The following is a 26,449-nucleotide window of genomic DNA, read 5'->3' as shown; positions in this document are numbered from 1 at the left end:
TTTTGTTCTTTGTTATGGATGATGCCGATGAGTCATCAATTTGAACCTATTCCAAATCAGGTAATCGCACCAAAGGCTTTAAATAAAAAAGCTTTTTTTCAGGGTGTTATGGATATTTTGCCTTTATCGATTGCTGTTTTGCCATGGGGAATTCTGGCGGGGTCGATGGCAATCAATGCAGGTTTAAGTTTTGCTCAAGCATTTTCTATGTCAGCAATTGTCTTTGCAGGGGCAGCTCAGCTCGTCAGTTTAGGTTTGGTCATGTCGCATGCTTCTGTATTCACGATTATGATCACGATTTTCTTTTTAACCAGTCAGCATTTAATTTATGCCTTAAATTTTCGTAAAGAAGTCTCGCAATTTCCACTCCATCAACGGCTGCTGATAGGGTTTTTACTCACAGATGAACTTTTTGCTGTAGGAATTGGAGAAAATAAACAGCGCACATTTGCTTATTTATTTGGAGCTGGTTTGTGCTTTTATTTGGCGTGGTGTTTGTTTAGTTTATTGGGGATTTTACTTGCTCAATCTATTCCAAATTTAGAAAGTCTGCATTTAGATTTCTCAATTGTTGCCGTATTTATTTTGATTATTGTCCCAATGATTAAAAATATTGCAACATTAGTGGGGGTAGTCGTCACTTTAATTTCAGCTTGTGTTTTTAAATATTTCCAATTTGAAGGGGGGCTGGTTTTGTCAGGTTTACTTGGAATGTTGGGCGCCATGTCTATGGCTAAAACGATGAAGAAAGCTACGAGGAAAACCACGCAAAAAAGCATACAAAAAAACACGCAAACAATCATGGAGAAAAGAAAATGACTTGGATTTTATTGCTCAGCTTAGCTTTGATTGTTTTTATAAATCGCTATTTTTTTCTAGAACCCAAAATTGCATTTAAGTTGCCTGTATTTATTGGAAATATGTTGCAGTATTCTGCACCCTGTTTACTCACTGCAATCTGTGCTCCAATTGTATTCTTTCAGGGCGAACAGTTACGTACTTTACCTCTGGATGCTTATTTTCTTACCGCTATTTTATGTGTTGTTTTTGCACTGATTTCTAAGAAAATTTTGTTGAATTTAGGCCTAAGTTTATTGTGTTTCTATACGTTAAACTATATGTTAAACTATATGTTAAATGGATAGGGTGTTCTATTAAATATCTGATTATAAAAATTATTTCTTAATGAGACAGTGCTATTTGATAAGACGTATAGAGTTCAACGATTTAAAGGCTAAAGCAATCACTGCAATGAGGACGCTGATTGCTTTGGATTTGATGATCAGTCGATTACCAATTAGACTTTTTTAAAGAGTAACAATACATTGCTTGGCAATCTGTTTAATTTTCTCATCACTCACCTCTAGTTTGTCCCATTTCTGCATTTGATGAATTATCCATTCGAAATCTGAAGCTTTAGGTGAAACATCTTCTGGAACTAAGTTTTGAATGATGTTCTGGATTTTGTGGAAAGATTGCACATGAATAAATTGGGAACAATTAAATCGAATAATATTGTAATCAATTAAAATTTTCCAAACATCATCAATTGCTTCAATCATTTTCAAATCATTTTGTGCTTTTATGATCGCTTGGCAAAGTGCATTTAATGTATTTGGATGTTGAATTGCCCACTCTTGGGTAACAGCAAAAACTTTATTGGCAATTTGTGGTGCAAATTGCTGACTAGCGCAGATCGTGGTACTTAAGCCCTCAAGTTCAGCTTGAATATTCCATGGTTCACCCACACAAAAACCATCAATCAATTGTTTTGAAATTGCTTCCACCATATACGGTGGTGGAAGTGTGAGAAGTTTCAATGTGTGGGCAGCTTGTGCATCGGCCAATGCAAGCCATTCTTTTAAACAATAATGGTGAATGGAATGCTGAAAAACATGGGCTAAACGAATATTTTGTTGTTGGTGAAGCATTGTGGCAATTTTCTTCGCCGAGCTTTCAGGTGCATCATGCGCTGTAATATTCAGTTCAAAGCATAATTTTTGACTTAGACTAATAGAAGTCTGATCGTTGCTTAAAACTAAAGGCGTTTGAAATGGAATACCCAATTGATCTGCACCCAAAGTCGCAGCAGGGAGCATTGCAGACAAACAGTGCGCTGCATCTAAAAAACCAAAAGCCAAACGATCACGCAAACTTGCCCAAGATGCTTCTTTGATGAGTGTTACATTTAAACCCACTTCTGCAAAATAGCCTTGATGTTTTGCCCAAAGGATGGCGATACAATCCAGTAAAGGAACGTAACCTAATCGAATCTCAGTTTTTTCTAAATTCGACATTTTATTACTCCTTAATTTGGGATTGTAAAAGAAGTTGTGCATCTAACAAACGACGAGCCATTTCTCCGATGGTCATACGATGACTCATAGCATTTTTACGGAGTAGGGCAAACGCATGTTCTTCATCAATATGATGCAATTGCATGAGTAAAACCTTCGCTTTTTCAATGTCTTTACGATCCGCTAATTTACTTTTAGTGTCTTGTAGGTCGTTCAATAATTTCTTGTGTTTTTTATATTGTTCAATGGCTATTTCTAAAATACTGTCTAATTTTGAAGGTTGTATACCATCGACAATATAGGCAGTGATCCCTGCTTCAATGGCACTTTTAATGGTGTCTTTATGACTATTTTTAGTAAATAATACCGTAGGCAAGTCGAATTGACTCACGCAACTTTCAATAATGTCACGTTGTGGATGATCCATGTCTAATAAAATCACATCAGCTTGAATGTGTTGTAGATAAAGTAAATCGAGTTGGTGAGTCATCAAACAAGCGACGACCTCAAATTGATGTTCGATAAGTGTGAGTTTAACGAATTCTGCACGATCAAAATCATCATCGATTAAAGCTATTTTTAGTTTTGACATGATGCTTCAGAAAAAGCCTACCTATAGTTATGCATTATCGTAAAGCAAAAAAGATGCCAAGCCTTATATAGCAATAGATTGGACTATAGAGCAGAGTTTGGGGTAGGTATAAATTTAAAACGCACTGAAATGTAGCAAAATGCGCTCATTGATCGCATTGGTTAATTTGACGCTCAATAAAATTTGAAAATAAAAGATCAATTAATAAAATATGAAAATTAAATATAGAGTATTTTTTATTAATAAAAACAATTCTTTGAATCATAATTTTAAAAGTTGGCATATACATTGCTTTACTCCTCATGAGTCAAAGACGACTCTAATAAAATTTGTAAGGCGGCCAACGATGTCCGTTCTGATCGACTCTGGTGTGCAGCTATCCGCATAGCAGAAAACACAATACGCTCAGTTCAGGAAGGAGATGGTTATGTCTTCAAATTTAGATGCTAAAAAAGCAACAAAAATAAGTCTTTTCAGTTTCAGCAGCGCAGCGATGAGAGCCTTCCACATGAGTTGGCTCGCCTTTTTTGTCTGCTTCTTTGCATGGTTTGCCTGCGCACCACTCATGCCAGTGATCGCTGGTGAGTTTCATCTCACTAAAGATCAGATCGCCAATATTAATATAGCAGCAGTTGCAATTACGATTCTGGTGCGTCTCATTGTTGGACCATTGTGTGATAAATACGGACCACGTAAAACCTATACCGCACTTTTAATCCTCGGCAGTATTCCCGTATTTGGTGTGGCGTCTGCCAACAGCTATGAGTCCTTCCTGTTCTTCCGTTTATTGATTGGGGCGATCGGAGCAAGCTTTGTCATTACGCAATACCATACCAGTATTATGTTTGCGCCAAACGTTGTGGGCACTGCAAATGCAGCAACCGCAGGTTGGGGCAATGCGGGTGGTGGGGCAACACAAGTACTCATGCCATTGATGCTCGGTGCCTTGGTTATGTTCGGTGTTGAACAAGCGATGGGGTGGAGAATTGCACTCATCGTTCCTGGACTACTTATGCTCATCGTAGGTGCAATGTATTGGAAATTTACTCAAGACTGTCCACAAGGTGACTTTAAAGCATTACGTGCACAAGGTGTAAGTGTCGGTAGTGATAAAAAAGGTGGTGTTGCAATCTTGATGCATGCTGCGAAAAACTACCGTGTTTGGATTTTATTTGGTGCTTACGCAGCATGTTTTGGCATTGAAATCTTCATTCATAACATTGTCGCAATGTACTACGTAGATCATTTTAAATTTGGTTTAAAAGAAGCGGGTATGGCTGCGGGAATCTTCGGTTTACTGGCGTTATTTGCTCGTGCACTGGGTGGCATCGTTTCAGACAAAGTGGCAACGAAAAAAGGTTTAGACGGTCGTACTAAAGTTTTATTCGCGATGATTTTGATGGAAGGTTTATTCCTGATCGTATTCTCACAAATGAATACCGCAGTGCTTGCCATCCTCGCGATGACCATATTTGCCTTATTTACACACATGGCGTGTGGTGCGACTTACGCATTGGTTCCATTCATTGACCGTGATGCTCTAGGCGGTGTTGCAGGCATTATTGGTGCAGGCGGTAATGTGGGGGCTGTGGCAGCAGGCTTTTTACTTAAAGGTATGTTGGATATTCAAACCACATTGATGGTTTTAGGTGGTTTGGTGGTGATTGCAGCAAGCTGTGTGTTGATGATTCGCTTCTCAGTTGAACATAAAGAGAAAGAACAAAAGTTATTTGAAGCGGCGTTACTTGAACGTGATGGCATGGAACAAAATGCTTCAGCAAGTATTAAACAAAGCGTTTAAGCCAAACAATAACCAGAAGAATTGAGGAGAATTGATATGAAATTAGTGATGATTGGTCATGGCATGGTTGGACACAAATTCATTGAATCTGTGTTAGAAAATGCAGGTGATGAAGTTGAAATCACCATCTTGGCGGAAGAACCTCGTTTAGCGTATGACCGCGTACATTTAACAGAGTATTTTACAGGTAAATCAGCAAAAGATTTGACTCTTTGCCGCGCAGATTTTGCAGATGCTTATGGAATAGATCTTCGTTTAGGTACTCAAGCAACAACGATTGATACTGCCAATAAACTCATCACCACCAATCATGGCGAGGTGATCAGTTATGACAAACTGGTTCTTGCTACAGGTTCATATGCTTTTGTTCCTCCAATTCCGGGTAATGATCGTCAAAACTGTTTTGTTTACCGTACCATTGAAGATTTGGATGCAATTCGTGCAGCCAGTCTTACAGCAAAAACAGGTGTGGTGATAGGTGGCGGGCTATTGGGTTTAGAAGCAGCCAAAGCATTACGTGATTTGGACTTAGAAACCCATGTGGTCGAGTTTGCACCACGTTTAATGGCGGTTCAAATTGATGATTTAGGCGGTAAAGTTTTACGTTCAAAAATTGAGAATCTCGGAGTAAAAGTTCATACGCAAAAGGCAACATCATCCATTGAAGAGGGTGTAAATGCTACGCATGTGATGAAGTTTGGTGATGGTTCTGAACTTGAAACAGATATTGTTTTGTTCTCAGCGGGGATTCGTCCACGTGATGAATTGGCACGTCAAAGCGGATTAGCCATTGGTGAACGTGGCGGGATTGTCATCAATGATTATTGCCAAACCTCTGATGCAGATATATATGCGATTGGTGAATGTGCATTATGGAATAACAAAATCTACGGTTTAGTTGCACCGGGCTATGATATGGCACGTATTGCAGCAAAACACGTGATGGAGCAAAGCTGTAATGAGTTTGCTGGTGCAGATATGAGCACCAAATTGAAACTGATGGGTGTCGATGTTGCATCTGTGGGTGATGCGCATGCGATGACAGCAAATTCACTGAGCTATTTTTATGCAGATGAAGATGCAATGATCTATAAAAAGATTGTCGTCAATGCTGAAAAAAATAAGTTATTAGGTGCGGTACTGGTCGGTTGTGCTAAAGAATATAACGATTTATTACAAATGATGCTGAATGGATTGGAGATTCCAGAAAATCCTGAAAGTCTAATCATGCCAGGTTATGCACAATCATCAAGTAAATCAGGTGGAAGCGGGGTAGATTTACTACCCGATAGCGCAACCATTTGTTCATGTAACAACGTCTCTAAAGCCGATATTTGTAGTGCAATTGCTGATGGTTCAACCTCACTCGGTGCTTTGAAAAAATGTACCAAAGCAGCGACAGCGTGTGGTGGATGCGCACCGTTAGTGACTCAAGTTTTAAAATCTGAATTACAACGCCAAGGTGTCACGGTTAATAACCATATCTGTGAGCATTTCGCTTACTCACGCCAAGAGTTGTATCACTTGGTACGTATCAATGAAATCAAAACGTTTGATGACCTGATTCAACAACATGGTCATGGTTTGGGTTGTGATATTTGTAAGCCTACTGCAGCGAATATTCTTGCTTCTTGCTGGAACGATTTTGTTTTAAAACCAAGTCATGCAGGGCTTCAAGATAGCAATGATTACTACCTTGGCAACATTCAAAAAGATGGGTCTTATTCTGTCGTACCACGTATGGCAGGTGGTGAAGTCACTCCCGATGGCTTAATCGCTGTGGGGCAAATTGCCAAAGAGTATGGTTTGTATACCAAATTAACAGGTGGACAACGTGTCGACATGTTTGGCGCACAAATTCATCAACTCCCTGAAATTTGGGAAAAACTCATCGCTGCTGGTTTCGAGTCTGGTCACGCTTACGGTAAATCATTGCGTACTGTGAAATCTTGTGTAGGCAGTACATGGTGTCGTTATGGTGTAGACGATTCTGTTGGTTTGGCTATTTTTCTTGAAAATCGCTACAAAGGCTTACGTTCACCGCACAAATTAAAAATGGCGGTTTCAGGTTGTACGCGTGAATGTGCCGAAGCGCAAAGTAAGGATGTCGGTGTGATTGCGACTGAAAAGGGTTGGAATTTATATGTCTGTGGTAATGGCGGGATGAAACCACGTCATGCAGAATTATTGGCTTCCGACTTAGATACGCAAACTTTAATTAAGTACATCGATCGTTTCTTTATGTTCTATATCCAAACAGCAGATCGTTTACAACGTACCTCGGTATGGCGTGACAATATGGAAGGTGGGTTGGACTACCTTAAAGATGTTGTAGTCCATGATTCGCTTGGCGTGGCAGCAGAACTTGAACGTCGTATGAGTCATGTGGTGGGTACCTATCAAGATGAATGGCGTACAGCAGTTGAAGATCCAGAAGTGCGTAAACGCTTTGTGACTTTTATCAATGCGAAAGCAGAACAACAACAAGATCCGCATATTCAATTTGCTGAAGTTCGTGGTCAGATTCGCCCGAAAACGGAAGCAGAACGAGATCGTAGCCGTATTCCTGTGGTTGAAGCTTAATACACTCAGGTATGTTTTTCATCTACCCACTCTTTTTCCGCTGAGGGAAATACAAATAAGGGAAAAAGATGAAAAAAGCCAGAAGGATAGAAATGATGACAATTTTAAAAGATATGAATGAACTAGATTGGTTAGATATTTGTGCATTGGATGATATTACGCCGAATACGGGTGTCGGTGCATTGTTAGATGGTCAACAAATTGCAATTTTTAGGGTAGGCAGCGAAAAGCGTGTTTATGCTTTAAGCAACCAAGACCCATTCAGCAAAGCCTTTGTGATGTCACGTGGCATTATTGGAGATTTACAAGGTGAACGTGTTGTCGCTTCTCCAATTTATAAACAGCATTTCAGTTTGGCAACAGGCCGTTGTTTGGAAGATAAAGACCAAAAACTGCTTGTTTTTCCGAGTAAAATTGAAAATGGGCGCGTGCTCATTAGCCCAACACCGCAAAAAACCTACATTACCAATAATGGAACTTCTCAAGAAAAAATGAAGTTAGTTCTGATTGGAAATGGTCTAGCAGGCATGCGTTGTTTGGAAGATTTGTTAGATATGGCACCTGAGCGTTATGAAATTACCGTGATTGGTGAAGAACCATGGGGTAACTATAACCGTATCATGTTGTCACCTGTATTATCGGGAGATAAAACCATTGATGACATTATGTTGCATCCACATGCATGGTATAGCGATAAAAATATTCGCTTTATCGCAGGCGATCCCGCGGTGCGTATCGACCGTCCGCGTAAGCAAGTTTATACCGAAAACGGTTTAATGGTTGATTATGACCGCCTGATTTTAGCAACAGGTTCGAAACCGTTTATTCCCCCTGTCAAAGGTTCAGATTTAGAAGGTGTACTCAGTTTCCGTGATATTTATGATGTCAACACCATGCTGGATTATTCGAAATCCAAAAAAAATGCAGTGGTGATTGGTGGTGGATTATTGGGTTTAGAAGCCGCCTATGGTTTAAAGCAACGTGGCATGAATGTGACCGTTTTACATCTGATGGATCGTATTATGGAACGCCAGTTGGATGGTAAAGCCAGTCAAATGTTACGTCATAGTATTGAGCAAAAAGGGATTTCCATTATCACTGATGCCAATACAGAGGAACTGATTGGAGTGAATGGTCATGTGACTCAAGTGAGACTCAAAGATGGCACCATTTTAGATGCAGACTTAGTGGTTTTTGCTGTGGGTATTCGTCCAAATATGGCTTTAGCGCAAAGTGCAGGCTTACGTTGTAACCGCGGTGTATTGGTGAATGACACCATGCAAACTTATGACCCAAGTATTTATGCAGTTGGTGAATGCATTGAACATCGTAATCAGACTTTTGGTCTAGTTGAGCCATTATGGGGGCAAGCATTCATTTGCGCATCGCATTTGGCTGAGCATGGTAGTTTAACTTTTAAAGCACCGACTGTTCCGACACAGTTAAAAGTCAGTGGTTGTGATGTGTTCTCAGCAGGCCGTATTGATTTGGAAAATAGTGAAGCTAAAGAAGATTTTGAAGACATTATTTTAAATGATGAAAAACGTCAGATTTATAAACGCATTATTATTCAAAAAGATAAAGTGGTTGGTGCAGTGTTGTTTGGTGATACTGAGGATGGGGCATGGTATGCAGAACTCATTTCAGATCAAATGTCGATTTCTTCGATTCGCAATAAGTTGTTATTTGGTAAAGATTTTGCATTAAAGAAAGCTGGGTGAAGTTGTCTCCCTAATTCCTTTTTAAAAGAGTGGAATGTTCTAACCCTAAACAATCTAGGTATTGAAGTCCCTTCTCCCTTAGGGAGAAGGTTAGGATGAGGGGGATTTTTAATATAAAACCTCCCCTACCTCCTCCAGAAAGGAGGGGGTTTTTACAGACTTATCATTCTTTAAGCTCTTAAAAGAAGGGATGAGGAAGGATTAACTAGAAATTTTGTAAAAGTCAAAATAGTCATTGGTCATAAAATTTATATCGAAAGTCCCTTCTCTTGCGCCATATATGGTTCAGGGAAACGGTTAGGATGAGGATAAATTTGCAAAATAATCCTCTCCCTAACCTTCTCCTTTTAAAAGAAGAGGGAACTTCCATTAAGCGTTGAATAAGGAGCGAAGCAGAAATGAATAGTATCCCTGTAATGGAACTGCATAGCTCCACCGAACAAATGATTAAAACGACACAAACCACATGCCCATACTGTGGTGTGGGGTGTGGTGTCACTGCTACAGTTCAGGAAACTGCTTCAGGGCAAAAAGTATCTGTGGTTGGAGATGTTAATCATCCATCAAATTATGGAAAGCTTTGCATTAAAGGTAGTAATTTAGCCGATACAATTGGTTTGGAAACACGTGTTTTGCACCCTATGTTAGGGCGTAAAGCGCATTCAGAAACAAAGGCCTTAACCACGCATAGGACACAAACTGATTGGGATACAGCGACTGATTTAATTGCCAATAAATTTCAGCATTTTATAGATCAATATGGTCGAGACAGTATTGCATTCTACGTATCAGGGCAACTACTCACTGAAGATTATTATGTCGTCAATAAATTCGTAAAAGGCTACCTAGGTACAGCCAATATTGATACCAATTCAAGGCTATGCATGTCGTCAGCAGTGGCGGCACATAAACGTGCTTTTGGTGAGGATTTAGTTCCTGCAAGTTACCAAGACTTTGAACATACTGAAATGGTGGTTTTAGTGGGCTCAAATACAGCTTGGTGCCATCCTGTGTTGTACCAACGCATTATGCAAGCAAAAGAAAAGCGGGATTTATTCGTGGTGGTGATTGATCCACGTTTTACTGCAACTTGTGAAGCTGCTGATTTACATCTCCCGATTTTGATTGGTCAAGATGTTCGGTTATTCAATGGCCTATTGCAGTATTTACATCAAAATGATTATGTCGATGCTGCGTTTGTAGAGGCGCATACTCAAGATTTAAAGATTGCTCTCGACGCTGCTCAATCGGAAGCGGATATTGCTGAGGTTGCAGCTCAAACTGGCATCTCGCTGGAAAAATTACAGTTATTTTTTGAGAAATTTGCACAAACTAAAAAAGTGATGACACTGTTTTCAATGGGTGTCAATCAATCTTCTCGTGGTGTAGATAAAGCCAATAGCATTATCAATTGTCATCTTTTGACTGGAAAAATTGGTCATTTAGGTGCCGCACCATTCTCAATGACAGGTCAACCCAATGCCATGGGGGGACGAGAAGTGGGTGGACTTGCCAATATGCTTGCAGCACATATGGATCTAGGCAATCAACAACATCAACAGTTGGTTCAACAATTTTGGCAAAGTCCAACCATTGCAAATCAAGTCGGTTTAAAAGCAGTAGACCTTTTTGAAGCGGTTGAAAGTGGCAAAATTAAAGCCATATGGATTATGGCAACCAATCCTGTGGTGAGTTTACCCAATGCAGATCAAGTTAAGCGTGCTTTGGACAAATGTGAGTTTGTGGTTGTTTCTGATATCTGTAAAGACACGGATACCACGCAATATGCTGATGTATTACTACCTGCACTAGGCTGGGGTGAAAAAGACGGTACGGTTACGAACTCTGAGCGCCGTATTTCAAGACAACGTGCCTTTTTAGACAGTCCAGAGCAAGCCAAAGCAGACTGGTGGTCTGTATCACAAGTGGCTAAGAAATTAGGTTTTAGTGGTTTTGACTTTGAAAATAGCCATGATATTTTCAAAGAACATGCTCAACTTTCTGCTTACCGAAATGCAGAAATTTCTCAATCTTCAGAAACAGCCGTTTTCCGTTATTTTAATTTACAAGGTTTAACCGATTTATCCATAAATGAATATAATCAACTCGAACCTACACAATGGCCAATTTTAAATCCCAATCAAAAAGAGGGTGAAGTTGCACAGTTGTTTTCAAACGGGCAATTTAGTTACGCAGATCGAAAGGCAAAGTTTATAGCAACCAAAGCCATTGACCCTGTAAACCAAATTGATCGTGAATATCCTTTAATTCTAAATACTGGGCGGATTCGTGATCAATGGCATACCATGACGCGGACTGGATTGTCAGCCAATTTAAGTACGCATAAAGCTGAACCTTTTTGCGAAATTCATCCGAATGATGCATTGAAATATGGCTTGAAAGAAGGTGAGTTGGTCGAGATTAAATCGGCTTGGGGAAACTGTATATTGCGTGCAGTGTTGAGTGATAATATTCGCCGTGGACAAATATTTGCTCCGATTCACTGGAATGATCAATTTGCTTCAGATGCACGTATAGGCAAAGTGGTGAATCCTGTTGTAGATGCCATTTCTGGAGAACCCGAATTTAAACATACACCTGTGATGATTCAACCCTTTTATACACAATGGCAGGGTGTGTTTTATGTGCGCAAAGGTTTTGAAAATATTGTCAAAAGCACCATTGAAAACACCGTATGGTGGACAAAAATCCAAACAGCGAAAGCAGTGCGTTATGAGTTAGCAGATCGTCGTCGTTTTACTGAAACCATGCAAAACTTAAAAGCGTTATTGCCTTTTGAAGATGAAAGTTTTGAATGGCTCAATCTTGAAGATCAGACTGCACATATGAGTCATAGCGTGGTGTTACAAGATGGACATTTGATTGCCAGTTTATACATTGCACCAAAAGCGTTATTGCCAGATCGTGATTGGGTTGCAAGTCTCTTTAAGCGTGAGCGTTTAAGTGCAATGCATCGTAAGGCTTTATTGGCGGGTCAAGCGATGTCGATGGGGAACAGTGAAGGGCCTTTGGTGTGTAGTTGCTTTAAGGTCGGTAAAAACAGAATTATTCAAACCATTAAAGAAAAGAATATTTCTGATGAAAAACAAGTGACTGCTTGTCTAAAAGCAGGCGGTAACTGTGGTTCATGTTTACCTGAAATTCGTGGATTAATTAAGGCCTGTCAAACTGAGGTAGGTTAATTCTTGAAAATAAAATTGATTCAGCAAGTAAGCATGATGCTTACTTGCTGTAAATCTGTTATGAACCAATAATTTTTGCGGAATCTGCGCCAATTGATACAATCACGCCAATCATAAATAAACCGCAGAAGATAGAAAACCAAATAATCATGCGTTTAAAATCTTTGTCTGAGATTGAGCTATCGGCATATTTTTGCGGTTTTTTCGGGTCTTGATCGTTATTCATTACATCATTCTCTGAATGCTTATCTTGAACAAATTATGTAACCTAGCGTGATTGTTCGGTAGATACAAAACTAAAGAAAAAAAATATAACAGATGAGTTGGGAAAAACTTTATCTGTTATAAAAAAATGTTTCTATTTTAAAGTTAATCAATAGCAGTTTTTGAAACTTAACTGGCTATTGATCTACCGCTATTTTATTGACTTTTCAGTGAGATGGATTATTCGTGCTGCTCAAGATGTAAGTCAATTTGTTGCTGTAAATCCTCAATAAGGTGTTCTAGTGCAGTTTGAATTCGAGTATTGATTTCAAACGAACAATTGATACGAATATGATTTTTATTTTGCATGGTTGCATTGAATAAAATATTGGGTGCAACACTGATCTTTTTTTCAAGTAACCGTTGATAAATCAAGGTGCTGTCTAAGTACTCAGGAAGTTCAATCCATAAAAAATAACCTGAAGGATAATAGTCAACTGTACACTGTGTAGGTAAGTGGGTATTCAAATAATTAAAATATTGTTTTTTCAGTCTTTGTAAGGTTGAACGAAGTGTTTTCAGGTGTTTTTCATAATGACGATGCGATAAATATTCAACCAAAGCATTTTGAATAAATGAATTGACTGAGAGTGTACTCATCAGCTGAATATGTTGAATATTTTCTGAATATTTTCCTGCATAGACCCAACCCACCCGAAAACCAGCGCCTAAGGTTTTAGAAAATGAAGAACAATGTAAGATCAGATTTTGTTGATCAAAGTACTTCATCGATAAGGGTTTTTTATTTCCATAATAAAGTTCTTCATAAACATCATCTTCAATGAGGTGAATCTGATGTCGATGTAAAATTTTCGCCAATCTTAATTTAATCTCGTCACTTACGGTGAATCCAATCGGATTTTGACTGTTTAACATCATCAAACAGACTTTGATTGGATAGTTCAAAATCGCTTGCTCAAAAGCTTCTAAATCAATTCCATCAACAGGATGTTCTGGGATGGTAATCACCTTTAAACCCAAGCGTTCTGCGGCTTGCCAAGCGCCGTAAAATAACGTTTGTTGCAATAAAATATAATCCCCCGATTGCGTCATGGCTTGAAGTGACAAATTGAGTGCATCTAAGCCGCCCGAGGTAATCACAATATCTGAAGGATCAGTCGGAATGCCTTGCATGGCATAGCGTTGCGCAATGATTTTTCTTAACTCATAGTTGCCAGGTGGCAAACTGGGCGTTTGCTCATAACTGCGTCTTTGTTTTGCAAGTTGCCCAAGTGTTTGAATCAGTTTGGCAGAATAGAGCAATTGGCTATTCGGGAAAGCAGAACCCAAAGGGATAATTTGTTCAGATTGAATTGATTTTAGATATTTGAATACAATCGAGTTTATTTCAATTTTATGGTTGATAGCGACATGCTTTTCCGCTGAATCATGTTGATTTTCTGCAACAAAATAACCTGATTTTTCTTTTGAATAAATTAAGCCTTGCGCTTCAAGTTCCTGATACGCATTCATCACTGTGATCAAACTAAAACCAGATCGTTCGACTTGCTGCCTTAAAGAAGGTAGTTTTTCATGTGCCTTCCAGGTTTTATTTTCAATCAGTTGTTTTAAATGTTGTGCAAGTTGTTCAGATTTATACATAAAAAGTTACCCGAAAACTTAAATTAAAATTCAGTACAGATGCTTAAATAAAATTGCAGTACAAATCTAAATCAAGTTTTATTCATTCAACAAAAGCTTGAAGATTCACAATGAAAATATAACAGATCCGTAGTGTTGCAATAAATCTGTTATATATATTTTTTGTCTTTTTGTTGCTATATCTTCATTCTCCAACACGTCAAAATAAGACCCATAACTTGAGCCTAATGCATTTTTTATTGAAGAAAATTCGACAATCATCAATGTCTTTGTTCTATGTAAATTTCTATTCGTCAGGGTGAAAATAATGTTTGTTACCGCGCAATTGAAGCCAGTTACAGCGTTTGTTGAGGGCAATGCATTATCCGAAAAGGCACAGAATGCTCTGCAATTGTATTATTTAAATTTAGAAGCGACCTTACTAAGAGCCAAGGTTTTGAGAGAGTTTTCTACAATAAAATCATACTCGATTATTCAAAATAAAATATTACCGCAACAGGCGAGTTTGGCTTATTTATTTGCGCCTTTTATTTTGTCAAATTTAAATAAAACAGTTGTTTATACAACACCTTCATCACCAACTGTACTCAATATCCTAAATCAATATTATCAAGCTGATCAGAAGCATTCATCAGAACACAAGAAAGCATCAAACCCGAGTAAAGTCTTAGATGCGTTAAATATTTTCTTGGATATTCAAAAGTTAGAGATGAGTGATGCAGATTTTATTTATTCAAATTTGATCAAGGCATTGTGTCGTGCAGATGTCTCAACTATTTTTCTGATTACAGATTTAAACTTAGATCTGAACAAAGTTTTGGACATTGAATCCTTTTTTAATGTGAGAATTATTCAAATTCGCAGCTATGCAGAACAAAATATCCCAGATAGTGCATTGATCAATATGAACCAATTGTTATTTAAAAATAAACATGAGTTTTATAGCGATCTATGTCATCAATTCTCACACATCAATGCGCAACTTTTACAACATTGTGATCAGTATCGTTTTGATCAAGCTCAACATTTAATTGAAGATATGTTTTATTCAGAACATATAGTTGAAAAACTGTCGGTATATTCTGAGTATATGCAAACGTGCTTACAGCATGAAAAAGCGGCATTGATTTGAGATCATTTTGTTGCATGCATTTAAATAGCATGATTCAAAATGGTTCATTTATCTGTTCGAGGTGAGCCAAATAAACGTTATGACCTCTGTGTAACTCCTTTATTTAGAGTGGTTTAGAGAGGTTGGCATAACTTCTGCATTATTAAATCTAAACTTGGATACAAGATTGGATACAGTAATGCAAAAAATTAACACATCTGGATGGTGCATTTTAGATTGGAAAAATGCATACCAAAACCAAAAAATAACGTTAGAAAACCTTTACACACTCGTTCAAAGTTTTGATGCAACTGATCCTGCATGGATATCAATTGCAACGGATGAAATACTCGATCAACAGATTCAATCTTTACAACAAAAGTATGAGCAGGGAATTGATCTGCCTTTGTTTGGTGTACCTGTTGCGGTTAAAGACAATATTGATGTTGCAGGTTTTGCAACGACAGCGGCATGTAAAATACTCACCGAAGTGAAGCAACAGGATGCATTTGTCATTCAATTGTTGAAAGCTGCGGGTGCAATTATTGTTGGTAAAACCAATTTAGATCAATTTGCGACAGGTCTAGTGGGCACACGTTCTCCCTATGGTGCAGTACCGAATACCTTTAATCCTGATTATGTGAGTGGTGGTTCTAGTTCAGGTTCTGCAAGTGTGGTTGCACGTGGCTTAGTGCCAATTTCATTAGGCACAGACACCGCTGGTTCTGGGCGTGTGCCTGCTGCATTTAATAATATTGTCGGATTAAAACCAACCAAAGGACGTTTTTCCAATACAGGTTTACTACCCGCCTGTAAAAGTTTGGACTGTATTTCAATATTTGCACTGACTGTAAATGATGCTGAATTTACTGCGAATATTCTTGAACAGTACGATGAACACGACAGTTATTCACGTGAAAATCCATGTACTGCACCGGCTCAATTTTCAAAACAGCTTTATTTTGCGATTCCAGCTCAGCTTGAGTTCTTTGGTGATCAGCAGTCTGAAGCCGCATTTAAGCAAGCATTAACTCAGCTTGAATTAATGAATGCCAAAATTACCCAAATTGATTTCTCCGCTTTTTATGTGCTAGCTGAACAGCTCTATCAAGGGGCATGGGTTGCAGAGCGAACGTCTGCTGTTGGAAATTTATTAGCCACACATCCTGATGCTTTTGATCCCACGGTTTCTACAATCATTCAAAAAGGTTTTGAATATTCGGCTGTAGATGCTTATCAAGCTGAGTATTTAAAGCAAGATTTGGCACGGCAGATTCAAAAACAATTATCTACATTTGATGCCTTAATTGTTCCATCTTTGCCAACGATTCATACATTGGCGGAAATGGCAGAAGCGCCGATTGAAAATAATTCACACTTTGGAACATATACCAACTTTACTAACCTAGCTGATTTAAGTGCTTTAGCTGTTCCTGCAGGCTTTAGAGCAGATGGCTTACCTTTTGGTATCACCTTAATTGCCCCTGCTTGGCATGATGCTGCTTTGGCGCATTTTGGTAAAACATGGCAACAACAACTTGAGCTGCCTTTGGGTGCATTGCAACAGGTTATGCAAGTAAAAAATTCAGCTCAAAGCGTGTCGGCGCAGCATATTCGTGTCGCTGTCGTTGGGGCACATCTCACCGCTATGCCACTCAACTTTCAATTGACCACACGTAATGCTGTGCATATTGAAACGACGCTAACCGCAGAAAAATATGCATTGTATGCACTGAATGGGACAGTTCCGCCTAAACCCGGGTTGGCACGTAAAGATGATGCTTCTGGACAAAAAATCATTGTGGAATTGTGGGATGTTCCCAAAGCTCGCTTTGGTGAATTTGTCGCTGAAATCCCAACTCCTTTAGGAATGGGCAATGTTGAATTAGAAGATGGTCGTTGGGTCAAAGGTTTTATTTGCGAACCTTATGGCTTAAATGATGCCCAAGATATCAGCAGCTTTGGTGGTTGGCGCGCCTATATCCAATCGCTGAATAACACGGCAACTGAAAAGAATACTTAATTTTTAGCTACCTCATAAACCAAGAATGATAAATTTAGGGGAAAACCCATGTTTAAAACTGTGTTAATTGCCAATCGTGGTGAAATTGCTGTTCGTGCTATTCGTACTTTAAAAAAATTGGGAATCACCAGTGTTGCTGTTTATTCCGAAAGTGACCGTTATGCACAACATGTGCAAGATGCAGATATCGCAATCGCTTTAGATGGTGTGAAACCTGCTGAAACTTATTTAAGTATTGAAAAGTTAATTCAAGCGGCCAAAGATTCGGGTGCAGAAGCTATTTTTCCGGGCTATGGCTTCCTTTCAGAAAGTGCCGACTTTTCACGTGCATGTGAACAGAATCAAATTGCATTTATGGGGCCTACAGCGGAGCAAATTTTAGAGTTTGGTTTAAAACATCGTGCACGTGAATTGGCAGCAATCGCCAATGTACCCATGACACCGGGGACTGGATTACTCAATAGTTTAGACGAAGCTTTGCAAGCAGCCGATCATATTGGTTATCCCATTATGTTAAAAAGTACCGCGGGTGGTGGTGGTATTGGTTTAACTCGTTGTGATGATGCCGAAGCCTTAAAAGAAGCCTATGAAAGTGTAAAACGTTTAGGTGAGCAATTCTTCAAAGATGCAGGCGTATTTCTAGAGCGATTCGTTGATAAAGCACGGCATGTCGAAGTACAAATTTTTGGTGATGGCAAAGGTCAAGTGGTTGCATTCGGCGAACGTGATTGTTCATTACAACGCCGTAACCAAAAGGTTGTAGAAGAAACTCCAGCTGCTCATTTACCCGATTCAACACGACAAAGATTGCATCAGGCTGCTGTTGAACTTGGGCAATCGGTAAAATATCGCAGTGCAGGAACAGTGGAGTTTATCTACGATGCGGCACGTGATGAATTTTATTTTTTAGAAGTCAATACACGCTTACAAGTCGAGCATCCTGTCACTGAAATGGTGACAGGTCTAGATCTTATTGAATGCATGCTCAAAGTAGCTGCCGGTGATGCGCTAGACTGGGAAAAATTAAACAATATTCAACCACAAGGTGCAGCTATTGAGGTTCGGATTTATGCAGAAGATCCTGCGAAAAACTTCCAACCCAGTCCGGGCATATTGACCGATGTTTACTTTCCTGAAGATATTCGGGTTGATACATGGGTTTCTACGGGTACTGAAGTTTCACAATATTTTGACCCGATGATTGCAAAAATTATTGTGCATGCTGAAAACCGTGAAGCTGCTATTGTCAAATTAAAACAGGCACTTGTAGAAACACGCTTAAGTGGAATCAGTACCAATTTAGACTATGCCTTGAGTGTTGTTGCAGATGAACGCTTTGCAAATATGCAGATTTGGACACATATGCTGGATGATTTTTATTATATCCCCAATGTGATTGAAGTCATTCAGGCAGGAACACAGAGTTCAATTCAGGACTATCCAGGGCGGGTTGGTTACTGGAGTATTGGCGTACCTCCATCAGGGCCAATGGATGATTATGCTTTTCAATTGGCCAATAAAATTGTGGGGAATGATCACGCTGCGGCAGGGTTTGAATTTACGTTACAAGGCCCTGTATTAAAATTCCATAAAGAAACAATTGTGGCACTGACGGGTGCACCTTGTCAGGCAAGTGTAGATGAAATACCAGTTGATTTTTGGAAACCGATTTATATTCAAGCTGGACAAACTTTAAAATTAGGACAAGTTGAATCAGGTTGTCGGACTTACCTAGCAGTTCGAAATGGCTTAAATGTCCCTGAATATTTAGGTAGTCGCTCTACTTTTGCATTGGGTAATTTCGGTGGGCATGCGGGACGAATTTTACGTGCTGGTGACATGATTAAAATGGTAAATGTAGATCTAGCAACAGATGATCTCCCTTTAGCAACCGCAGAACCAAGAGCTTTGGCTGAAGCGCTAAGACCAACATATACCAAGCATTGGAAAGTTGGTGTTCTATACGGGCCACATGGTGCTCCAGATTTCTTTAAGCCTGAATATATTGAAGAATTCTTTGCTTCAACATGGACAGTACATTTTAATTCGAATCGTTTAGGTGTGCGTTTGAGTGGTCCAACACCGAGTTGGGCACGTGAAAATGGTGGTGAAGCAGGTTTACATCCTTCTAATGTGCATGATTGTGAATATGCTATCGGCGCAATCAATTTTACTGGGGATTTCCCCGTGATTTTAGGCAAAGATGGCCCGAGTTTAGGTGGCTTTGTTTGCCCAGTGACCATTGCCAAAGCCGAGTTATGGAAAGTCGGACAATTAAAAGCGGACGATACCATTAGCTTCTACCCACTAGATGTCGAGCAGGCAAATCTTTTAGAAAGACAACAAATTGATCGCATTGAAAATTTTGCTACAGCACCAAATTTGCCAATACCTGAAATGCTAGAAACCCAATATGAGAGTATTTTGGCTGTTCGTGAAGCAACCATACTTTCACCAAAAGCAATTTATCGTCAGGCAGGAGATAGTTATATTTTACTTGAATATGGCGATAATATTTTAGACCTTGCATTACGCCTGCGTGTGCATCGTTTGATACAAATGATTGAAGAAGCCAAAAATGAAGCGATTTTAGAATTATCTCCTGGAGTTCGTTCGCTGCAAATTAAATATGATGGTTTAAAATTTCCACAACAAGATTTGCTGACATTCTTGTTAGGACTTGAAGCGCGCATGGGAGATTTAAGTCAAATCAAAGTCGCTTCACGTATTATCCATTTACCTATGGCATTTGAAGACTCTGCAACATTAGGTGCTGTGGAGCGCTACCAAGAAAGTGTTTGTGCAAAAGCTCCATGGTTACCAAATAATGTAGATTTTATTCAAAGAATTAATGGTTTAGAAAACCGTGAACAGGTCAAAGACATTATTTTCAATGCGCATTATCTTATTTTAGGGCTTGGTGATGTATATTTAACTGCACCTTGTGCCGTCCCGATTGACCCTCGTCATCGTTTACTCAGTTCAAAATACAATCCTGCACGGACATATACTGCGGAGGGTACGGTGGGTATCGGCGGAATGTATATGTGCATTTATGGAATGGACTCTCCTGGTGGTTATCAGCTTATTGGTCGAACTGTACCAATTTGGAATAAGTTTAAGAAAAATAAACAGTTTGGTGACCAACAATGGTTCTTGAGATTCTTTGATCAAATCAAATATTATCCAGTATCTGAGGCTGAATTAGATCAATTCCGAGCAGATTTTGCCAATGGTATTGCTGAAATTAAAATCGAAGAAACGGAGTTTGATTTTGCTGCCTATTCACAATTCTTGGAAAATGAAAAAGACAGTATTGCTACATTTAAAGCGCAACAGCAACAAGCCTTTACGACAGAAGTGGAACGTTGGAAAGATGAGTTTGATGCACCTGTTGAAATTGAAGTTCTTACAGACGATACTGATTATAGTGCCTATTCACCATTAAATGCGTCAATGACAGGCAATATTTGGAAGATCTTTGTTGAAACAGGTCAAATTGTTAAAAAAGGCGAAACAATTGCCATTATTGAAGCAATGAAAATGGAGCTGCCTGTATATGCCGATGATGATGGTATTGTGAAAGCTATTCTTTGTCGTGCAGGTCAGACGGTTTATCGTGGTGAACCATTGGTTTATATGGAATAATGAATGACGAAAATTACATCAAGCTCAAAAAAAGGCTCAGATAGTTTATCTGAGCTGGTTTTCCAAAATATTAAAAATGATATTTTTGACTTTAAATTAATGCCGGGAGAGCGTTTTACAGAGTCAGAAATTGCGCAAGCTTATCAAGTGAGTCGCACACCTATTCGTCAGGCTTTATATCGTTTACAGCAAGATGGTTATGTTGAAGTGCATTTTCGCAGTGGGTGGCAAGTCCGCCCACTGGACTTTAAAGCCTATGAAGAGCTTTATGATGTACGAATTTTATTAGAAAAATACGCCATTCAACAATTATGTCATTTAGATTTAGCACAATCCTCAATTATGACCTCATTGAAGCAACAATGGTGTATTGAACCTGAGCAGTATTTGTATGATTTAAAGCAATTGGCGCAATTGGATGAGGCTTTCCACTGTAACTTGGTCAAAGCACTCGGTAATCTTGAAATGGCTAAGATTCACCAAGATATTAGTGAAAAAATTAGAATTATTCGTCGTTTAGACTTTTCGAAAGATTTCAGAATTGAGGCAACCTATGCAGAGCATCAACAAATTTTAGCGTGTATTTTTCGGAAAGATAGCGAAACAGCATGTAAAGAAATTGAACAGCATATTTCAAAAAGTCGTGATGAAGTCAAACGTATTACTTTGGAAATGATTGCTTCACATAGTGTGGTTCGTTGAAAGGCTTTTTTGCGAATAAAATACTTCACTTTTCAGATTGTCAGATGAATCATCATTCTCAGATTAAAAATGAACTCTGAATCGTATTACAGTAGAATATTTTTAGCGATAAGGATTTTTTGAATAACCAAGAATTAAACATTTAACGGGAAATTTACATGAAAGTATTCTAGGTTTTAAATTGTGTTGAATCATTATTCTTATTAAAAATAAAACACTCCAGAGATGCCGCTGCATCGTCGTTACCCTGAACCCGATGAGTTCAAGGTGGACGCGACGTACACTTAATGGGTTTCCCACTCAAGGTGGGCATACACTCAAAATATACAGAACACATCCATAAGTTTAAGTATCGGCAGGGGAATAGACTTACTGGCGAACACCCTAGAGTTGTATTTAGTATACATAATTAGATGGCTCAGGCAAATCGCCCTTGATCAAAATTCAGTAAAAAACTCAGAGAAAAGCCTTCGATCGCATGAAAAAAAAGCGGATTATCCCGCTTTTTCAAAATCTTCCAAAATGTCACCTAATAGTCGTTCACATTGAGCATATTCTTGTAACGATTTATTCATGGTTAATACTTCTTGCATCAGCTCTAAAGCAACCATGATCACCAATTTATTATGCTCAACATTCGGTGCTTTGCGGCGAAACTCTTGAAATTTATCATTCAAAAGCTGACCTGCTTTTTCTAAATCTGCTTTTTTATCCGAGGTTGTCGCCAAGCGAAAAACTTGTTCAATTAGGCGTAACTCGACCGTTACATGTTCAGACATATTTAAACTTCCTCATTCGCCTCAGATGGATGAGCAAGTTGCTGAATTTCTTGCGCATGATGATCTTGTTCAGTACCTAAAATTGAAAGACGTTGAATAATCGCTTCAACTTTGGCTTTGGCTTGTTCATTTTTTTGAATTAAACGCTCTCGCTCATCTTTAAGATTTTTAATATCTTGTAAATGATGACGTTGCTCGTTGGCCATTTTCTCTTTTGCAATACGTAATTCATTTCGCTCTGCTAAAATTTCTTGAAAGCGATTTTTTAGATCCGTACAACTTTTTTCTAAACGACTATAACGTTCAGCCAAAGCTGTTGAGTCGCTATCCAGTTGTTTGAACTGACCTTGTAATTGGCTTAATTGGTCGGTAAGTGATTCAATTTCATCCTGTTTTTGAGTGATGATACTGTTTTTATGGCTAATTTGAGAATGAGCCTGTTCTTCGCTGTTATCTTTTTCTTTTAACAGCGATGCATTTTCTTTCTCAGCATTTTCAATTCGTGTTTTTAAAACACCAATATGCGTCTGTAGACGCTGTAATTGTTCTAACATATCGAGGTCGCACAGATTTGCAATCAAAGGTAATATATACAGAAGTATAGAGATTGGATAAGCGAATGCAAGACGATATTTCAGGTTGGTCAGATTGGAACCAAAATTTTGATGAGATTGAAGAAATTTCAAGCCCGAGTGAGTTACATGGCTTACTTACAGGTATAGTTTGTGTTACTGAAGCACCATCTCGTGATGAATGGTTACAAATTTTATCAACGCTAGATGTACCAAAATTAGACGATGCTGCAATTGCCATCCTCACAGAAGAGGCTGAAGATATTGCACATGCATTATCTGAAGACGATTTAGATTATTTACCGATGCTTCCAGATGATGAACATACATTGTCTGAGCGTGTTCAAGCTTTAGCTGATTGGTGCGAAGGTGTCGTTTTGGGCTTTGGCTTAGCATCTGGGCATATTCGTTCAGATGAGCAAGAGCTGATTGAAAGCTTACAAGATGTAGCTTCAGTTGAATTTGATGAGTCTGATGACGATGAAGAGGGTGAAGCAAGCTATCTCGAACTGTACGAGTTTGTACGTTTAATTCCCGTTTCATTGTCTATGGGACGCAAAAAAGTTGCTGTTGCTGAAAGTTCTTTGCTGCAAAATTTGCATAGCAAGATCAAACAAGCAACGGATGGCTCTGATACAAGTCATTTGGTTGAAATGTTTACTCCGCATCGTCCAAGTTAATGCGTTAAATTATTTTCAAATTTCTTTCCAAAATTTTTCAAAAATGATGCAAATATTCTGTAAAGGATATTTGCATTCGTCCTTTTGTAATTGTAAGTTAGGAGCATAATGAATCCGATTCAATGATTTGAAATATAAGCTGAATATACAATGAAATTAAGCCAAGCAGATTTTCAGGAACGCCGTGACCGCCTCGCTGAGCAAATGGGTCCAAATAGTATCGCTATTATTGCAACCAGCCCTGAAGTGATGCGGAATCGTGATGCAGATTATAAATTTCGTACAGACAGCAGTTTCTTCTATTTAACAGGATTTGCTGAACCTGAAGCCGTCGCAGTGATTGAAACAGATCAAACAGGGCAAGACTATACCTATAGTTTATTTTGTCGTGAACGTAATCGTGAGATGGAAATTTGGAATGGTTATCGTGCAGGTATTGATGGCGCAATAGATGAGTATGAAGCAGATGAGGCTTATGCAATCGATTTGCTTGATGAAGAAATCACTACCAAAATTTTAAATAAAGAAAAATTATTTTATCGCATCGGACAACGTGCCGATTTTGATGCAAAAGTAAGTACTTGGATCAGAAAGGCAGATCAAACTGGACGTGGCTTTGGTGTTCCCGCTAAGTTGATACAGCTTGATCAAATCTTAGATGAAATGCGTGTATTCAAATCTTCGAAAGAAATTGAATTGATGCAAATCGCTTCCAACATCAGTGCAGAAGCGCATAGCCGTGCAATGCAGAAAGTTCGCCCTGAAATGATGGAATATGCTTTAGAAGCTGAATTAAATTATATCTTTGGTCAGAATGGTTGTGTTCCTGCATATAACAGTATTGTCGGTGGCGGCAAAAATGCCTGTATTTTGCATTATGTAGAAAATAATAAATCGTTAAAAGAGGGTGATCTGGTTCTAATCGATGCGGCATGCGAGTACGAATATTATGCCTCAGACATTACCCGTACATTTCCTGTAAATGGAAAATTTAGTCCTGAGCAGAAAGCCTTATATCAAGTTGTGCTGGATGCACAAATTGCAGCAATTGATGCGATTCAACTTGGTCATTCCTATAAAGAACCACATAACGTTGCGGTTCGTATTTTAGTTCAAGGTTTATTGGATTTAGGCATTTTACAAGGTGATATTGAACAAATCATAGAGTCCGAAGGTTATCGCCAGTTTTATATGCATGGCACAGGGCATTGGTTAGGTATGGATGTACATGATGTCGGTTCATATAAAGATGAAAATGGTGAATGGCGTGTCTATGAAGCCGGCATGGTGGTTACCGTAGAGCCGGGCTTATATATCGCACCTGACGATGAATCTGTTGATGTGAAGTGGCGTGGTATTGGTATTCGTATTGAAGATGATGTGGTTGCAACAAAAAATGGTCCATTGGTTTTGACCAAAAATGTTGTGAAATCGATTGAAGATATAGAAACTTTAATGGCGCAGTCAAGCTAAGTGTATTTGTATAAATTGTTGAAATAATTGATTTCATTTATTTTAAATTGTTCTCTAAAAAGGCCGTCGTTTAAGCAGTTCTGTAATAAGACAGGAAAAGATTAAGGTGGTCATTATGCAAGTTTTAGTGACACATAATGAGTATCAGCTTATTTCGCAATGGCTTGATTCACGGTTTTATCATTGCATAGGTATCACGGCTTTTCTTGAACAGACCAAAGCCGTAGATGCCGAATGGCGTCTTTTGCGGTTGTATGATCCAAACAGGTCAGATGAACTGTTAGGTGTTGCTGTGGTACTTGCAAAAGGCACGTGCTTTTGGCTACCAGAAACCTCTTGTTTTGCTGAATTACTTTGCTCAACAATAATGAATTTCCAACCACGTCGGATTGTAACCACGTCCGTTGGTCGTGATGTATTGCGTAGCGTTGTAGTGCCTCGGGTACACATGCTACGAGAGTACGATCAATGGATTATGCTCTGTACCCGTCGTTTTCCTCAAGCGAATGGGCGTATGGCAAATTTGTCAGATATCACCCGTCTTGTAGAGTATCAGCATCAATATAATGAAGAGCGTTCAGTCGAGGAGGCATCAGACTGGGGCGTACTCATCGCACAACAAAAAGTTGCTGTATATGAAGTAGAAGGTCAGATTGTGTCTATTGTTCGGATGGGAATAGAAACAGATCGACTGGTCAGCATTGGTGGAGTTTACACATTTCCAGCGTATCGTCGGCAAGGTTTTGCTGAGAGCGTCGTTGCGTTTGCCGTTGAACGAATCGTTTCCACTGGGCGTATCGCTCACTTAATTGTAGATATTGATAACCAAGCTGCGGTCGCACTTTACCTTCAAATGGGCTTTGAGTGCGTAGGGGAGTCGTATGTAGGCTATCCCGCGTATGAATAAACAAGAATATGTATAAAAATAATAAAATATTTAATTTGTGATCACGTGTTAATTTTTAAAATGATAAATGTATAACATATTAAAATTTATAGTAAATAAAAGACATGCCTCGATTACTTTTGAATGTTTTTTAATTTGATTGTATTTGAATTTCATACTTACTATTCGGTAAGTACTTACAAAAAGTAAGCTTGTCATTTAGTATAGATATGATCCAAAGAAAAATGTGATTTTGCACATATTTCGATCCTGATATTACATGAGAAAAAGTTATGGCTACTCCAATGTTACATTGGGTTCTAGATCCTATCTGCGGCTGGAGTTATGGCGCATTACCTTTAATTAATGCCGTTGAAGCAGCATTCCCTGATTTACAACGTTTGCACTTTGGTGGATTGTATAGTGAAGATCATCAGCCACAAATAACGGCAGCTATGCGTACCCAAATCCTTCACTATGATGAGCAAATCCATCAACTTACAGGTGTTGTT

The 26,449-nt window shown here is 38.8% G+C and carries 19 protein-coding genes, 1 other RNA gene and 1 pseudogene; 14 read left to right on the top strand and 7 right to left on the bottom strand.

What is annotated here, in order from left to right; all coding sequences use genetic code 11:
• Positions 1–27: 27 nt before the first annotated feature.
• Both D7V20_RS02630 and D7V20_RS02625 read left to right on the top strand, forming a co-directional pair.
• Positions 28–819 carry an AzlC family ABC transporter permease gene (locus D7V20_RS02630; RefSeq protein ID WP_120382790.1) on the top strand — a complete coding sequence of 264 codons (792 nt, stop codon included), beginning with the start codon at positions 28–30 and terminating at the stop codon, positions 817–819.
• On the top strand, positions 816–1,145 hold the full coding sequence (locus D7V20_RS02625; RefSeq protein WP_120382789.1) for an AzlD domain-containing protein: 330 nt from the start codon (positions 816–818) through the stop codon (positions 1,143–1,145). The genes D7V20_RS02630 and D7V20_RS02625 overlap by 4 nt, the downstream gene beginning before the upstream one ends.
• Before the next feature lie 162 nt (positions 1,146–1,307).
• Here the strand turns inward: D7V20_RS02625 and D7V20_RS02620 are convergent, their stop codons facing one another.
• Entirely contained in the window at positions 1,308–2,297 is a 990-nt protein-coding gene (locus D7V20_RS02620) for an ABC transporter substrate-binding protein (RefSeq protein WP_120382788.1), read from the bottom strand.
• A gap of 4 nt (positions 2,298–2,301) precedes the next feature.
• Positions 2,302–2,889 (bottom strand): ANTAR domain-containing response regulator, encoded by a 588-nt coding sequence (locus D7V20_RS02615; RefSeq protein WP_120382787.1) that lies wholly within the window; start codon positions 2,887–2,889, stop codon positions 2,302–2,304.
• A 421-nt stretch (positions 2,890–3,310) separates the two neighbouring features.
• Between D7V20_RS02615 and D7V20_RS02610 the strand changes: the two genes are divergently transcribed.
• The 4 genes from D7V20_RS02610 (at position 3,311) to D7V20_RS02595 (ending at position 12,197) form a co-directional block, all read left to right on the top strand.
• Positions 3,311–4,690, top strand: a complete 1,380-nt coding sequence (locus D7V20_RS02610; protein ID WP_171407740.1) for an MFS transporter — start codon at positions 3,311–3,313, stop codon at positions 4,688–4,690.
• A 36-nt stretch (positions 4,691–4,726) separates the two neighbouring features.
• Positions 4,727–7,273: a nitrite reductase large subunit NirB gene (gene nirB, locus D7V20_RS02605; RefSeq protein ID WP_120382785.1), complete on the top strand. Its 2,547-nt coding sequence runs from the start codon at positions 4,727–4,729 to the stop codon at positions 7,271–7,273.
• 95 nt (positions 7,274–7,368) lie between these two features.
• The gene (nirD, locus tag D7V20_RS02600) at positions 7,369–8,994 is read left to right on the top strand and encodes a nitrite reductase small subunit NirD (protein WP_120382784.1); all 1,626 of its coding nucleotides are present in this window, start codon (positions 7,369–7,371) and stop codon (positions 8,992–8,994) included.
• Between the two features lie 398 nt (positions 8,995–9,392).
• Complete coding sequence (locus tag D7V20_RS02595; protein WP_120382783.1) at positions 9,393–12,197, top strand: nitrate reductase; 2,805 nt, start codon at positions 9,393–9,395, stop codon at positions 12,195–12,197.
• Between the two features lie 58 nt (positions 12,198–12,255).
• Here the strand turns inward: D7V20_RS02595 and D7V20_RS19815 are convergent, their stop codons facing one another.
• Together D7V20_RS19815 and D7V20_RS02590 are read right to left on the bottom strand one after the other, a co-directional pair.
• Positions 12,256–12,423: a hypothetical protein gene (locus tag D7V20_RS19815; protein ID WP_171407739.1), complete on the bottom strand. Its 168-nt coding sequence runs from the start codon at positions 12,421–12,423 to the stop codon at positions 12,256–12,258.
• Positions 12,424–12,641: 218 nt separating this feature from the next.
• Complete coding sequence (locus tag D7V20_RS02590; protein WP_120382782.1) at positions 12,642–14,063, bottom strand: aminotransferase-like domain-containing protein; 1,422 nt, start codon at positions 14,061–14,063, stop codon at positions 12,642–12,644.
• Between the two features lie 307 nt (positions 14,064–14,370).
• Here D7V20_RS02590 and D7V20_RS02585 point away from each other — a divergent pair, with 307 nt between their 5' ends.
• The 4 genes from D7V20_RS02585 (at position 14,371) to D7V20_RS02570 (ending at position 21,547) form a co-directional block, all read left to right on the top strand.
• The gene (locus D7V20_RS02585) at positions 14,371–15,195 is read left to right on the top strand and encodes a hypothetical protein (RefSeq protein WP_120382781.1); all 825 of its coding nucleotides are present in this window, start codon (positions 14,371–14,373) and stop codon (positions 15,193–15,195) included.
• A gap of 178 nt (positions 15,196–15,373) precedes the next feature.
• Positions 15,374–17,197, top strand: coding sequence for an allophanate hydrolase (gene atzF, locus D7V20_RS02580; RefSeq protein ID WP_120382780.1), 1,824 nt, complete (start codon positions 15,374–15,376; stop codon positions 17,195–17,197).
• A 48-nt stretch (positions 17,198–17,245) separates the two neighbouring features.
• A complete protein-coding gene (gene uca, locus D7V20_RS02575) occupies positions 17,246–20,845 on the top strand; it encodes an urea carboxylase (protein WP_120382779.1) in 3,600 nt (1,199 codons plus the stop codon).
• A gap of 3 nt (positions 20,846–20,848) precedes the next feature.
• Positions 20,849–21,547, top strand: a complete 699-nt coding sequence (locus tag D7V20_RS02570; protein ID WP_120382778.1) for a GntR family transcriptional regulator — start codon at positions 20,849–20,851, stop codon at positions 21,545–21,547.
• A 212-nt stretch (positions 21,548–21,759) separates the two neighbouring features.
• Here D7V20_RS02570 and ssrS read toward each other — a convergent pair.
• From ssrS to D7V20_RS02555, 3 genes are all read right to left on the bottom strand, one after another.
• A non-coding RNA gene (gene ssrS, locus D7V20_RS02565) (6S RNA) lies at positions 21,760–21,941 on the bottom strand.
• Between the two features lie 100 nt (positions 21,942–22,041).
• Complete coding sequence (locus D7V20_RS02560) at positions 22,042–22,326, bottom strand: cell division protein ZapA (protein WP_120382777.1); 285 nt, start codon at positions 22,324–22,326, stop codon at positions 22,042–22,044.
• A 2-nt stretch (positions 22,327–22,328) separates the two neighbouring features.
• Complete coding sequence (locus D7V20_RS02555) at positions 22,329–22,880, bottom strand: hypothetical protein (RefSeq protein ID WP_120382776.1); 552 nt, start codon at positions 22,878–22,880, stop codon at positions 22,329–22,331.
• 65 nt (positions 22,881–22,945) lie between these two features.
• On the opposite strand from D7V20_RS02555, the gene D7V20_RS02550 reads away from it, so the two are divergent.
• From D7V20_RS02550 to D7V20_RS02535, 4 genes and pseudogenes are all read left to right on the top strand, one after another.
• Positions 22,946–23,578 carry a UPF0149 family protein gene (locus D7V20_RS02550; RefSeq protein WP_120382775.1) on the top strand — a complete coding sequence of 211 codons (633 nt, stop codon included), beginning with the start codon at positions 22,946–22,948 and terminating at the stop codon, positions 23,576–23,578.
• A 150-nt stretch (positions 23,579–23,728) separates the two neighbouring features.
• Positions 23,729–25,051 carry a Xaa-Pro aminopeptidase gene (gene pepP, locus D7V20_RS02545; protein ID WP_120382774.1) on the top strand — a complete coding sequence of 441 codons (1,323 nt, stop codon included), beginning with the start codon at positions 23,729–23,731 and terminating at the stop codon, positions 25,049–25,051.
• 106 nt (positions 25,052–25,157) lie between these two features.
• Positions 25,158–25,958: a GNAT family N-acetyltransferase gene (locus tag D7V20_RS02540; RefSeq protein WP_407923917.1), complete on the top strand. Its 801-nt coding sequence runs from the start codon at positions 25,158–25,160 to the stop codon at positions 25,956–25,958.
• A 272-nt stretch (positions 25,959–26,230) separates the two neighbouring features.
• Positions 26,231–26,449: pseudogene (locus D7V20_RS02535) on the top strand (DsbA family protein); the annotation flags it as partial.

The organism is Acinetobacter rongchengensis, from assembly GCF_003611475.1.
GTDB classification, from domain to species: Bacteria; Pseudomonadota; Gammaproteobacteria; order Pseudomonadales; family Moraxellaceae; genus Acinetobacter; species Acinetobacter rongchengensis.
Note: the sequence above shows the minus strand (reverse complement) of the source record. Positions and strands in the feature narration are given on the sequence as shown.

Excerpts from the sequence above, each read along its gene's own strand:
- D7V20_RS02630 (WP_120382790.1), top strand. The coding sequence starts at position 28 with ATGAGTCATCAATTTGAACCTATTCCAAATCAGGTAATCGCACCAAAG.
- D7V20_RS02625 (WP_120382789.1), top strand. The coding sequence starts at position 816 with ATGACTTGGATTTTATTGCTCAGCTTAGCTTTGATTGTTTTTATAAAT.
- D7V20_RS02620 (WP_120382788.1), bottom strand. The coding sequence starts at position 2,297 with ATGTCGAATTTAGAAAAAACTGAGATTCGATTAGGTTACGTTCCTTTA.
- D7V20_RS02615 (WP_120382787.1), bottom strand. The coding sequence starts at position 2,889 with ATGTCAAAACTAAAAATAGCTTTAATCGATGATGATTTTGATCGTGCA.
- D7V20_RS02610 (WP_171407740.1), top strand. The coding sequence starts at position 3,311 with ATGGTTATGTCTTCAAATTTAGATGCTAAAAAAGCAACAAAAATAAGT.
- nirB (WP_120382785.1), top strand. The coding sequence starts at position 4,727 with ATGAAATTAGTGATGATTGGTCATGGCATGGTTGGACACAAATTCATT.
- nirD (WP_120382784.1), top strand. The coding sequence starts at position 7,369 with ATGACAATTTTAAAAGATATGAATGAACTAGATTGGTTAGATATTTGT.
- D7V20_RS02595 (WP_120382783.1), top strand. The coding sequence starts at position 9,393 with ATGAATAGTATCCCTGTAATGGAACTGCATAGCTCCACCGAACAAATG.
- D7V20_RS19815 (WP_171407739.1), bottom strand. The coding sequence starts at position 12,423 with ATGAATAACGATCAAGACCCGAAAAAACCGCAAAAATATGCCGATAGC.
- D7V20_RS02590 (WP_120382782.1), bottom strand. The coding sequence starts at position 14,063 with ATGTATAAATCTGAACAACTTGCACAACATTTAAAACAACTGATTGAA.
- D7V20_RS02585 (WP_120382781.1), top strand. The coding sequence starts at position 14,371 with ATGTTTGTTACCGCGCAATTGAAGCCAGTTACAGCGTTTGTTGAGGGC.
- atzF (WP_120382780.1), top strand. The coding sequence starts at position 15,374 with ATGCAAAAAATTAACACATCTGGATGGTGCATTTTAGATTGGAAAAAT.
- uca (WP_120382779.1), top strand. The coding sequence starts at position 17,246 with ATGTTTAAAACTGTGTTAATTGCCAATCGTGGTGAAATTGCTGTTCGT.
- D7V20_RS02570 (WP_120382778.1), top strand. The coding sequence starts at position 20,849 with ATGACGAAAATTACATCAAGCTCAAAAAAAGGCTCAGATAGTTTATCT.
- D7V20_RS02560 (WP_120382777.1), bottom strand. The coding sequence starts at position 22,326 with ATGTCTGAACATGTAACGGTCGAGTTACGCCTAATTGAACAAGTTTTT.
- D7V20_RS02555 (WP_120382776.1), bottom strand. The coding sequence starts at position 22,880 with ATGTTAGAACAATTACAGCGTCTACAGACGCATATTGGTGTTTTAAAA.
- D7V20_RS02550 (WP_120382775.1), top strand. The coding sequence starts at position 22,946 with ATGCAAGACGATATTTCAGGTTGGTCAGATTGGAACCAAAATTTTGAT.
- pepP (WP_120382774.1), top strand. The coding sequence starts at position 23,729 with ATGAAATTAAGCCAAGCAGATTTTCAGGAACGCCGTGACCGCCTCGCT.